This window comes from Streptantibioticus silvisoli, assembly GCF_027947535.2.
Taxonomy (GTDB): domain Bacteria; phylum Actinomycetota; class Actinomycetes; order Streptomycetales; family Streptomycetaceae; genus Streptantibioticus_C; species Streptantibioticus_C silvisoli.
Window position 1 is genome coordinate 1 of the sequence record NZ_JAAGKO020000057.1, and the last position, 12,669, is coordinate 12,669.

1 protein-coding gene is annotated in these 12,669 nt (G+C 74.2%); it reads right to left on the minus strand.

What is annotated here, in order from left to right; genetic code table 11:
• The coding region (locus POF43_RS28635) for a type I polyketide synthase (protein ID WP_282704831.1) at window positions 1-12,609 on the minus strand (12,609 nt) is incomplete at its 3' end.
• Between the last annotated feature and the right edge of the window lie 60 nt (window positions 12,610-12,669).

The window sequence follows — 12,669 nt, forward strand, 5'->3', positions numbered from 1 at the left end:
CACATGCGCCGCCGCCACCTCACCGATCGAATGACCCAGCAAGAAGTCCGGCGTCACACCCCACGACTCCACCAACCGGAACAACGCCACCTCAAGCGCGAACAACCCCGCCTGCGTATAAGCCGTCTGATCCAACAGCTCCGCGTCGCCGAACATCACCTCAAGCAACGGACGGTCCAACTCCCCGTCCAACCGCGCACACACCGCGTCCAACGCATCCGCGAACACCGGGAACGCCGCATACAACCCGGCACCCATCCCCACCCGCTGCGCACCCTGACCCGTGAACAGGAACGCCGTACGGCCCGGGGTCGCCGTGCCGCGTATGACGCCCGTGCCGGTCTCGCCGTTCGCCAACCGGCTCAGGCCGACGGGCAGTTCGGTGCCGGTCCCGAGCACCACCGCGCGGTGTTCCAGCGCCGCACGACCGGTCGCCAACGCGTACGCGACGTCGAGCGGCCGCGACGCGACATCGGCCGCCACGTCGGCCCCCGCACCCGCGAGCGCGTCCACGGACGCGTCAACGAGCGCGCCCAACCGCTCCGCCTGCGCGCGCAAAGCCGCGTCCGACTTCGCCGACAGCACCCACGGAAGGGTGGTGAGCGTGGCGGAGGGGACGGGGGAAGTGGGTTCGCCGTTCGCGGCGGCCGGGGCCGGTGCGGGGGTCGCCTCTTCCAGGATGGTGTGCACGTTGGTGCCGCTGATGCCGAAGGAGGAGACGCCAGCGCGGCGCGGGCGGGCGTCGGCGTGCCACGGCGCGTTCTCGGTCAGCAGGGCGACGTCGCCGGAGGTCCAGTCGACGTGGGGGGTCGGTGCGTCCACGTGCAGGGTCTTCGGCAGGACGCCGTGCCGCATGGCCATCACCATCTTGATCACGCCGGCGAGGCCGGACGTGGCCTGGGTGTGGCCGATGTTGGACTTCAGCGAGCCGAGGCGCAGCGGCCGGTCGGCCGGGTGGCTCTGCCCGTAGGTGGCGAGGAGGGCCTGGGCCTCGATGGGGTCGCCCAGCCGGGTGCCGGTGCCGTGGCCCTCCACGACGTCGATGTCGGCGGGGGTGAGGCCGGCGTTTGCCAGTGCTCGCCGGATGACGCGTTGCTGGGAGGGGCCGTTCGGCGCGGTGAGGCCGTTGGAGGCGCCGTCGGAGTTCATCGCCGAGCCGCGGACGACGGCCAGGACGTCGTGTCCGTTGAGCCGGGCCCGGGAGAGGCGTTCGACGAGGACGACGGCGACGCCCTCCGACCAGCCGGTTCCGTCGGCCGCGGCGGCGAAGGGCTTGCAGCGGCCGTCGCCGGCCAGGCCGCCCTGCTTGCTGAACTCGGCGAACGCGGCGGGGGTGGACAGTACGGCGACGCCGCCGACGAGGGCCATCGTGCATTCGCCGTTGCGCAGGGCCTGGGCGGCCAGGTGCAGTGCCACCAGGGAGGAGGAGCACGCGGTGTCCACGGTGACCGCCGGGCCTTCGAGGCCGAAGGTGTAGGCGACCCGGCCCGAGATGACGCTGTTGGCGCTGCCGGTGAGGAGGTGTCCTTCGACGGCTTCGGGGAGCACCACCGCGGTGCCGTAGCCGTTGTTGGAGGCGCCGATGAAGACACCGGTCTGGTCGCCGCGTACGGAGCGCGGGTCGATGCCGCCGCGTTCGAAGGCTTCCCAGCAGCTTTCCAGCAGTACGCGCTGTTGCGGGTCCATGGCCAGCGCCTCGCGCGGCGAGATCCCGAAGAGTTCGGCGTCGAACTCGGTGGCGTGGTCGAGGAATCCGCCGGCCGTCGCGTAGGAGAAGCCGGCCTCGGACAGGTCCCAGCCGCGGTCGGTCGGGAAGGGTGAGATGCCTTCGCCGCCGGATTCGACGAGCCGCCAGAGTTCGTCGGGGTTCCGCACACCGCCGGGCAGGCGGCAGCTCATCGCGACGATGGCGATCGGCTCGTCGGCGGCGATCGGGCCGGGGTGGCGCTGTTCGCCGTCGGCCGGGTCGTCGGTCAGCAGGGCGACCAGGCGTTCGGCCAGTGCTGACACGTTCGGGTGGTCGAACGCGAGGGTGGTGGGCAGGGACAGTCCGGTCGCGGCGACCAGGCGGTTGCGCAGTTCGACGGCGGTCAGCGAGTCGAAGCCGAGGTCGGCGAAGGGGGTCCACGGCTCGATCGCCCGCGGGTCCGGGTGGCCGAGCACGGTCGCCATGGTGTCCCGTACCTGGTCGAGCAGGTGGCGGGTGCGTTCGGCAGGTGTCAACGCGGCCAGCCGGGCGCGGAGTTGGGAGCCGGCCGCGTCGGACGCCGCGGTCGTGCCGTCCGTGTCCGCGGGGCCGGCCTCGGGCAGTTCGGCGAACAGCGCGCTCGGGCGGGTGGCGGTGAACGTCGCGCCGAACCGGTCCCATGCCACGTCGGCGACGGTTCGGCAGGGGTCGTCGGTTCCGGCGAGCCGGCCGAGCGCGTCGACGGCGAGCTGTGGCGGCAGGGCGCGAAGTCCCCTGCGGCGCAGGTAGTCGGCGGCCTCGTCGCCGGCGGCCATCCCGGAGTCGGCCCACGGGCCCCAGGCGATCGAGGTCGCGGCGAGGCCACGGGCGGCGCGGTTGCGGGCGAGCGCGTCGAGGTGGGCGTTCGCGGCGGCGTAGGCGGCCTGGCCGGCGCTGCCCCACACCCCGGCGATCGAGGAGAACAGCACGAACGCGTCCAGGGCCAGGTCCGCGGTCAGCTCGTCGAGGGTCGTGGCGCCGACGGCCTTGGCGCGGAGCATCGCTGCCAGCTCTTCGGGGCGCAGCGCGTCGATTGCGCTGTCGGCGACGGTGCCGGCGGCGTGCACGACGGCGGTGAGGGGTTGTCCGGCGGGAATGGCGGCCAGTACGGCGGCCAGTGCCTCGCGGTCGGCCGCGTCGCAGGCGACCACGTCGGCGTCGGTGCCGTGGGCGGCCAGTTCGGCGACGAGTTCCGCCACACCGGGCGCGTCCGGGCCGCGGCGGCTGGTCAGCACCACGCGGGCGGCGCCGTGCTCGGCGGCCCAGCGCGCGACGTGACCGCCGAGCGCACCCGTACCGCCGGTGATCAGCACGGTTCCGTTCGGCCGCCAGGCGGTGCCGCCGGTACGGTTGCCCGGCCTGGCGCGGACGAGTCGGCGGCCGAAGGCGCCGGAGCCGCGTACGGCGACCTGGTCCTCGCCGCTGGCGCCGGACAGCAGCGCCGCCACCCGGGTGGCCGCGCGCTCGTCCATGACCTCGGGCAGGTCGATCAGACCGCCCCAGGACTGCGGGTACTCCAGCGCCGCCACCCGGCCGAGGCCCCACACCTGGGCCTGTTCGGCGGACACCGCGGCCTCGGACCGGCCGACCGATACCGCCCCGCGGGTGACGCACCACAGCCGGCCGCGCTGATCGGTGTCCCCCATCGCCTGGACCAGTGCGAGCGTCGGCAGCACGCCGCCGGTGCCCAGCCCCAGCAGGGAGACGACGCCCGAGACCGGGCCGGCGGCGGCCAGTCGCTCCGCCAGCGCGGTGCGGTCGGCCGAGGCGTCGACCGTCAGCTCCACCACGTCGACGCCGGCGCCCCGCAGCGCGCCGGCCACCGCGCCGTCGTCGCCGCCGTCCGCGGCCGAGACCACCAGCCAGCGGCCCGCGGCCACGCCCGCCACGCCCGGCAGCGGGGTCCAGGAGACCCGGTAGCACCAGCCGTCCACCACGGACTGTTCCTGCCGCCTGCGCCGCCAGGCGGACAGCGCGGGCACGACCGTGCTCAGCGGCGCGTCGCCCTCCAGGCCGAGGGTGCCGGCCAGCGCCGTCAGGTCCTCGGTGTCCACCGCTTCCCAGAACTCGGTGAACGCACCGTCGCCGGTGACCGGTACGGTCGCCGCGGTGGCGCCGTCGATCCAGTACCGCTCGCGCTGGAAGGCGTACGTCGGCAACGCCACCCGGCGGCCGCCCCTGCCGTCGAACACCGCGGTCCAGTCGACCGGCGTGCCGTGCGCGTACGCCGTGGCGAGGGCGGTCGCGATGCTCCGCGCCTCGTCGTGGTCGGCGCGCAGGGCCGGTACGGCGGTGAAGTCGGCGCACTGCTGCGCCATCGCGCTCAGGACGCCGTCCGGTCCCAACTCGACCAGGGTGGTGACGCCTTGCTCGTGCAGCGTGCCGATGCCGTCCGCGAACCGCACCGCCTCGCGGACGTGCCGCACCCAGTAGGCAGGCGTACGGATCTCGTCCGGGTCGACCAGCCGCCCGGTCAGGTTGGACACGATCGGCAGCCGCGGCGCCTCGAACGCCAACTGCCCGATGGCGGAGGCGAATTCATCGAGCATCGCCTCCATGCGCGGCGAGTGGAACGCGTGCGAAACGGCCAACCGCTTCACCCGCCGCCCCGCCTCCCGCCACACGGACTCCAACTCCGCGACGACGTCCTCATCACCCGAAACCACCACCGACGACGGCCCGTTGACCGCCGCCACACTCACCTCAGGACGCTCCGCGATCTCCGCGACGACGTCCGCCTCAGCGGCCTCCACCGCCAGCATCGCGCCGCCCGCGGGCAACGCCTGCATCAACCGACCACGAGCGGCCACCAGCACACACGCGTCATCCAACGACAGCACACCCGCCACGTGCGCGGCAGCCACCTCACCGATCGAATGCCCCAGCAGGAAGTCCGGCCGCACACCCCACGACTCCAACAGCCGGAACAGGGCGACTTCGAGACCGAACAACGCCGCCTGCGTGTACACCGTTTGATCCAGCAACTCCGCGTCGCCGAACACCACGTCACGCACCGAACGGCCCAACTCGACGTCCAACCGCACGCACACCGCGTCCAACGCCTCCGCGAACACCGGGAACGCCGCGTACAACTCAGCGCCCATGCCCACGCGTTGCGCACCCTGGCCGGTGAACAGGAAGGCGGTACGGCCGCCGGCGGAGCGGCCTTCGGTCAGGGAACGGTGCGCGCGGCCGGCGGCCAGCGCGGCCAGGGCTTCGGCGGTCTCGGCCGGGGTGCCGGCCACGACGGCGGCCCGGTGGTCGAACGTCTCCCGGGTGGTGGTCAGCGAGAAGCCGAGGTCCAGCGGGGTGGGCGGCTCGTCGTCGGTGACGACGGCGAGCAGTCGTTCCGCCTGCGCCCGCAGCGCGTCCGCGGAGCGCGCCGAGAGGGCCAGCGGGGGGACCCAGCCGGTGGGCGGGCGCTGCGCCGGCCGCTCGATCCGTTCGGTGCCGGGCTGTTCCAGGATGGTGTGTACGTTGGTGCCGCTGACCCCGAAGGACGAGACCGCGGCCCGGCGGGGCGTGCCGGCGCTCGGCCACGGCCGGTTGCCGGTGAGCAGTTCGACCGCGCCGGAGGCCCAGTCCACGTGCGGGGAGGGCTCGTCGGCGTGCAGGGTCGCGGGCAGTACCTCGTGCCGCAGTGCCATGACCATCTTGATCACGCCGGCCACGCCGGCGGCGGACTGGGTGTGCCCGATGTTGGACTTGACCGATCCCAGCCACAGCGGGCGGTCGGCGGGGCGGTCCTGTCCGTAGGTGGCCAGCAGGGCCTGCGCCTCGATGGGGTCGCCCAGTGCGGTTCCGGTGCCGTGGGCCTCCACCACGTCGACGTCCGAGGCGGACAGGCCGGCGCCGGCGAGCGCCTGGCGGATCACCCGTTGCTGCGAGGGGCCGTTCGGTGCCGTCAGGCCGTTGGAGGCGCCGTCCTGGTTGACCGCGCTGCCGCGCACGACGGCCAGCACCTCGTGGCCGAGGCGGCGGGCGTCGGAGAGCCGTTCGACGACGAGGACGCCGGCGCCCTCGGCCCAGCCGGTACCGTCCGCGGTGGCCGAGAAGGGCTTGCAGCGGCCGTCGGCCGCCACGCCCTTCTGCCGGCTGAACTCGGTGAAGATCCCCGGGGTCGCCATGACGGTCGCGCCGCCGACCAGTGCCATCCGGCACTCGTCGTTGCGCAGTGCCTGCATGGCCAGGTGCAACGCCACCAGCGAGGACGAGCAGGCGGTGTCCACCGACACCGCCGGGCCCTCGAATCCGAAGGTGTACGCGATGCGGCCGGACGCCACGCTGGTCAGCGTGCCGGTCAGCGAGAGCCCTTCGACCTCGGGCCGGGGCGGTGCGCCGATCGCGTACAGGGAGCTGGCGACGCCCATGAAGACGCCGACCTGTTCGCCGCGCAGCGACAGCGGTGCGATGCCGGCGCGTTCCAGGGCCTCCCAGGAGCTTTCCAGCAGCATGCGTTGCTGCGGGTCCATGGCCAGCGCCTCGCGCGGCGAGATGCCGAACAGCGCCGCGTCGAACTGGTCGGCGTCGTACACGAACCCGCCGTGCCGGGCGGCGGAGGTGCCGGGGCGTTCCGGGTCGGTGTCGAACAGCGCGCCGAGGTCCCAGCCGCGGTCGGTCGGGAAGGCGCTGATGGCGTCGGAGCCGGAGGTCACCAGGCGCCACAGGTCCTCCGGCGAGGTGACGCCGCCGGGGAACCGGCAGCCCATGCCGACGATGACCACCGGGTCGTCCGCCACGGGGGCGGCGGAGCGGGCTGGTGTCGCCCGTGCGGTCCCGCCGCCCACGAGGTCGGTGCGCAGGCGTTCGACGAGTGCGCGGGGGCTCGGGTGGTCGAACACCAGTGTGGCGGGCAGGCGCAGGCCGGAGACGGCGTTGATCCGGTTGCGCAGCTCGACGGCGGTGAGCGAGTCGAAGCCGAGTTCCTTGAACGCCCGTCCCGGTTCGACGGCGTCGGCCGATCCGTGGCCCAGGACGGCGGCGACCTCGCCCAGCACGAGGCCGGTCAGCAGGCGTTCCTGGTCCGCCTGCGGCAGGCCGGCCAGCCGGTCGGCCAGCGCGTCCGGCCGGCCGGCGACCGCGCGCCGAACGCGGGGGCGCACCAGGCCGCGCAGCAGGGCCGGTACGGCGTTGTCGCCGATCCGGGCCCGCAGGCGCGCGAGGTCCAGCTTCATGGGCAGCAGGTGGGCGAGGCCGGTGGCGAGGGCGGCGTCGAACAGGTCCAGTCCCTCGGCGTCGGACAGCGCGCTCCCGCCGGCCTGCGCGCGCGCCAGGTCGACGTCCGACAGGTGTCCGCTGACGGCGCTGTCGCGCTCCCACAGGGCCCAGGCGAGTGACACGCCGGCGAGGCCGTCGGCCTGCCGCTGCTGCGCGAGCGCGTCCAGCACCGCGTTCGCGGTGGCGTAGTTCGCCTGTCCGGGCGAGCCGAAGGTCGCCGACACGGACGAATACATCACGAACATGGCCAGGTCGAGGTGGCTCGTCAGTTCGTGCAGATGGCGTGCCGCGTCCGCCTTGGGGGCCAGGACCGCGTCCATCCGCTCCGGTGTCATGGATTCCACGACGCCGTCGTCCACCACGCCCGCGGCGTGCACGACACCGGTCAGCGGATGCTCCACCGGTATCGCCGCCAACACCCCGGCCAACGCGGCCCGATCGGCCACGTCGCACGCCACGACGCTTGCATCGGCGCCGAGTTCGGCCAGGTCCGCGACCAGTTCGGCGGCGCCGGGCGCATCCCCGCCCCGCCGGGACAGCAGCACCAAGTGCCGCACCCCGTAAGCCGATACAAGGTGCCGGGCGACGAGCGCGCCGAGCGCGCCCGTACCGCCGGTGATCAGCACGGTGCCCTGCGGGTCCAGCTGCCGCGGCATGACCAGCACGTTCTTGCCGATGTGCCGGCCCGAGCTCATCAACCGGAAGGCGCCCACCACGTCCCGTACGTCCCATGCGCGCACCGGCGGAAGGTCCAGGACGCCGTCCTCGAACAATCCCAGCACCGACCGCAGGATCTCCCGCAGCCGGTCGAGACCGGCGTCGAACAGGTCGAAGGCCCGGTACACCGCCGGGGCGAACGCCTCGGGGCTGCGGACGTCCGCCTTGCCCATCTCGACGAACCGGCCGCCGTCGGCCAGCAACCGCGCCGACGCGTCGACGAAGTCACCGGCGAGCGCATTCAGCACCACGTCCACGCCACGGCCGTCCGACGCCGCCCGGAAGGCGTCCTCGAACCCGAGATCGCGTGAGGAGGCGATCCGCTCCGCGCAGACCCCCAGTTCACGCACCACCGGCCACTTCGGCTCACTGGCCGTCGCGTAGACCTCCGCACCCGCCCACCGGGCGAGTTGTACGGCCGCCATCCCCACACCGCCGGCGGCCGCGTGCACCAGCACGGACTGGCCGGCCGCCAGGCCGCCCAGGTCGAACAGCCCGTAGAAGGCCGTCATGAACGCCATCGGCACCGACGCCGCCCGCACGAACGACCAGTCGTCGGGCATCCGCGCCAGCAGACGCGCGTCCGTCACCGCCTGCGGACCGAACCCGCCCGCGAACAGGCCGAAGACCCGGTCGCCCACCGCCAGGTCGGTGACGCCGGCGCCGATCTCCAGCACGACACCGGCGCCCTCCGCACCCATGAGCCCGGGTTCCGGGTAGGTTCCCAGGCTCAGCAGCACGTCGCGGAAGTTCACCCCGGCGGCGCGCATCGCGACCCGGACCTCACCGGCGGCCGGGCCGGCGCCGGGGCAGGGCACGGGGGCGACCTCTTCGAGCATGCCGCGCTCGGACGGCTCCAGCCGCCAGGACTCCGCCGGAACGGTCAGCACCGGCATCGAGGAGATCCGCGCCAGCCGCGGCACCCACGCCACGCCGCCGCGTACCGCGACCTGCGGCTCACCCGAGGCCAGTACCGCGCCGAGTACGCCTTCGTCCGGTTCGGTGTCGGCGTCCAGCAGCACCAGGCGGTCGGGGTGTTCCGACTGGGCCGACCGCGCCAGACCCCACACACCGGCCGCCGCCAGGTCGGTCGGCACCGCGCCGTCGCCGACACCGACGGCGCCGCGCGTCACCAGCACCAGCCGGCCGGTCCGTTCCCCGGCCAGCCACCGGCGCACGGTGTCCAGCACCCGCCCGGCGACCTCTGCCACGCCGCCGTCCGGAACGCGCACCGCGAGGTCGCCGTCCGCGTCCGCCCGGGCGACCTCGTCCAGCGCGCCCAGCGCGGGCCCGGGGGCGGCTTCGAGCGTCGCCCGGGACCACGTCAGGCCGAACAGCGCGTCGGCCGCAGCCGCGCCCGGTCCGCGCAGGCTGTCCGCCGTCCGCAGCACCAGGGAGTCCACGGACACCACGGCACCGCCGGTGGCGTCGAACGCCCGCACCCGCACGGCGTCGCCGCTGATCCGTGACAGCCGCACGCGCAACGTCGAGGCCCCGGCGGCGAACAGCGACACGCCCGTCCAGCTGAACGGCAGACCCGCCTCGCCGATCAGGCCGGTGCCGTGCAGGGCGGCGTCCAGCAGGGCCGGGTGCAGGCCGTGCAGGGCGGCGTCGCGCCGGGCGCCCTGCGGCAGCTCCACCTCGGCGCACAGGTCGCCGTCCACCCGCCAGGCGGACCGCAGCCCCTGGAAGACCGGCCCGTAGCGGTAGCCGGCCCGGGCGGCGCGGTCGTAGAAGCCGGTCAGGTCGACGGGCTCGGCGCCGGCGGGCGGCCAGGCGGTGAGGTCGAGGCGTTCGGGCGCGGTGTCCTCGTCGGTGAGCAGCCCGGCGGCGTTGCGCAGCCAGCCGGAGTCCTCGCCGTCGGGGCGGGAGTAGATCTCCACCGTCCTGGCACCGCTGTCCGCGGCCGCGCCGACGCTGACCTGGATCTGCGTGGCGCCGCGTTCGGGCAGCACCAGCGGCGCCTCCAGCGTCAGGTCCTCAAGACGCGTGCAGCCGACCTGCTCGCCGGCCCGCAACGCCAGTTCCACGAAGGCCGTGCCGGGCAGCAGCACCCGGTCGGTCACCACGTGGTCGGCCAGCCACGGGTGCGTGCCGGTCGAGAGCCGCCCGGTCAGCAGGACGCCGTCGCCGGAGGCCAGCGAGACCGCGGCGCCCAGCAGCGGGTGGTCGGCGGCGCCGAGTCCCACCGAGGCCATGTCACCGGAGAAGACACGGGCGTCCGGCCAGTACGACCGGGGTTCGAACGCGTACGTGGGCAGGTCGATCCGCCGGCCGCCGGCCGGTCGCAGCAGGGCGGGCCAGTCGATCCGTACCCCGTGGGCATGGGCGCGGGCCAGCGCCTCGCACAGGGTGTCGGTCTCGGCGCGGCCGTCGCGCAGGGCGGCGATCAGGCCGGTGCGCCCGGCGTCGTCGAGGCAGAGCTGTGCCATGGCGGTCAGCACGCCGTCCGGGCCCAGCTCGACGAACCGGGTCGCCCCCTTGGCGGTCAGCGTGGCGACACCGTCGGCGAACCGCACCGCCTGGCGCACGTGCCGGACCCAATAGCCCGGTGTGCGGATCTCCGCCGGATCGGCCACTTCACCGGTGACGTTGGAGACGATCGGTATGCGCGGGGCCTCGAAGGTCAACCGCCCTGCCACGGCGGCGAATTCGTCGAGCATCGCCGTCATGCGGGGTGAGTGGAAGGCGTGCGAGACGGTCAGCCGCTTCACCCGGCGACCCGCCGCACGCCAGGCGGTCTCCAGTTCCGCGACGACCTCCTCGTCACCGGAGACCACCACGGCCGACGGCCCGTTGACCGCCGCGACGTCGACCTCGGGGCGCTCGGCGATCTCCGCGGCGATCTCGGCCTCGGCCGCCTCCACCGCGAGCATGGCTCCGCCGGCGGGCAGCGCCTGCATCAACCGGCCGCGCGCGGCGACCAGTACGCACGCGTCGTCCAGCGACAGCACGCCGGCCACGTGGGCGGCCGTCAACTCACCGATGGAGTGGCCCAGCAGGAAGTCCGGCGTGACACCCCACGACTCCCACAGCCGGAACAACGCCACTTCGAGCGCGAACAACGCCGCCTGCGTGAACACCGTCCGGTTCAGCAACTCGGCGTCGCCGAACATGACATCGCGCAGCGGACGGTCCAACTCCCCGTCCAGCCGCGCGCACACCGCGTCCAGTGCCTGCGCGAACACCGGGAACGCCGCGTACAACTCGGCGCCCATGCCCACGCGTTGCGCGCCCTGGCCGGTGAACAGGAAGGCCGTTCGGCCCGGCGACGACGTTCCGGTGACGGCGCCGGGCACGCTTTCGCCGCGGGCGACGGCGGCGAGGCGGGCGAGGGCGGCGTCGCGGTCGGGCGCCCACACCACGGCGCGGCGTTCCAGGGTGGCCCGGGTGGTGGCGAGGGAGAAGGCGGTGTCGGCGAGGTCGGGCCGGGCGGGGTCCGACAGGAAGGAGCGCAGCCGGTCCGCCTGACCGCGCAGGCTCTCCTCGGAGCGGGCCGACAGCAGCAGCGGCACGGGCGAGGGCTGCCCGGCGGCCGGGGCGGCGTCGGTGGCGGGTTCGGGTTCCGGGGCCTGTTCGAGGATGACGTGCGCGTTGGTGCCGCTGACGCCGAAGGAGGAGACGCCCGCCCGGCGCGGGGTGTCGGTCCCGGTCCAGGGCCGGCCCTCGGTGAGCAGCCGCACGGTGTCGGCCGACCAGTCCACGTGCGGCGAGGGCTCGTCGGCGTGCAGGGTCGCGGGCAGTTCGCCGTGGCGCAGGGCCATGACCATCTTGATGACGCCGGCCACGCCCGCCGCGGCCTGGGTGTGCCCGATGTTGGACTTGACCGAGCCCAGCCACAGGGGCCGGTCGGCGGGGCGGTCCTGGCCGTAGACGGCGAGCAGCGCCTGCGCCTCGATCGGGTCGCCGAGGGTGGTGCCGGTGCCGTGGGCCTCGACGGCGTCGATGTCGGCAGGGGTGAGTCCGGCGCCGGCCAACGCCTGCCGGATGACGCGCTGTTGGGAGGGGCCGTTGGGCGCGGTGAGTCCGTTGGAGGCGCCGTCCTGGTTGACCGCGGAGCCGCGCACCACCGCCAGCACCGGGTGTCCGTTGCGGCGGGCCTCGGACAGCCGCTCGACCAGCAGGACGCCGACGCCCTCGCCCCAGCCGGTGCCGTCGGCGCCCGCGCCGAACGCCTTGCAGCGGCCGTCGGGGGCCAGGCCGCGCTGCCGGCTGAACTCCACGAACGCGGTGGGCGTCGCCATCACGGTCGCGCCGCTGACCAGGGCAAGGCCGCACTCGTCCTTGCGCAGGGACTGCATGGCCAGGTGCAGGGCGACGAGCGAGGAGGAGCAGGCGGTGTCGACCGTGACCGCGGGGCCTTCGAGGCCGAAGGAGTAGGAGACGCGGCCGGACATGACGCTGGCGGCGCTGCCGGTGGCGAGGTAGCCGTCGGAGACGTCGGGGTTGCCGAACATCAAGGTGGCGTAGTCCTGGCCGTTGGTGCCGGCGAAGACCCCGGTGCGGCTGCCGCGCAGCGACGTCGGGTCGATACCGGCGCGTTCGAACGCCTCCCAGCAGGTCTGGAGCAGCAGGCGCTGCTGCGGGTCCATGGCCAGTGCCTCGCGCGGCGAGATGTCGAACAGCGCCGCGTCGAAGTCGGCGGCGTCGGTGAGGAAGCCGCCCTCGCGTCCGTAGGAGGTGCCGCGCTTGTCGGGGTCGTCGTCGAAGAGGGTGGCGAGGTCCCAGCCGCGGTCGTCCGGGAAGCCGGTGATCGCGTCGGTGCCGTCGGACACCAGCCGCCACAGCGCCTCGGGCGTGCGGACGCCGCCGGGGAAGCGGCAGCTCATGCCGATGATCGCGATCGGCTCGGTGTCGTGCTCCTCGGCGTCGCGCAGGCGCTGGCGCACCTGGCGGAGCTCTCCGGTCATCCAGCGGAGGTGCTCGACCAGCTTCTCTTCATTGGACATTCGACTGTCTCCCACCAAGGACCGTCTGTGTTCGCATTCCTGGTTCCGCTCGCATGACGG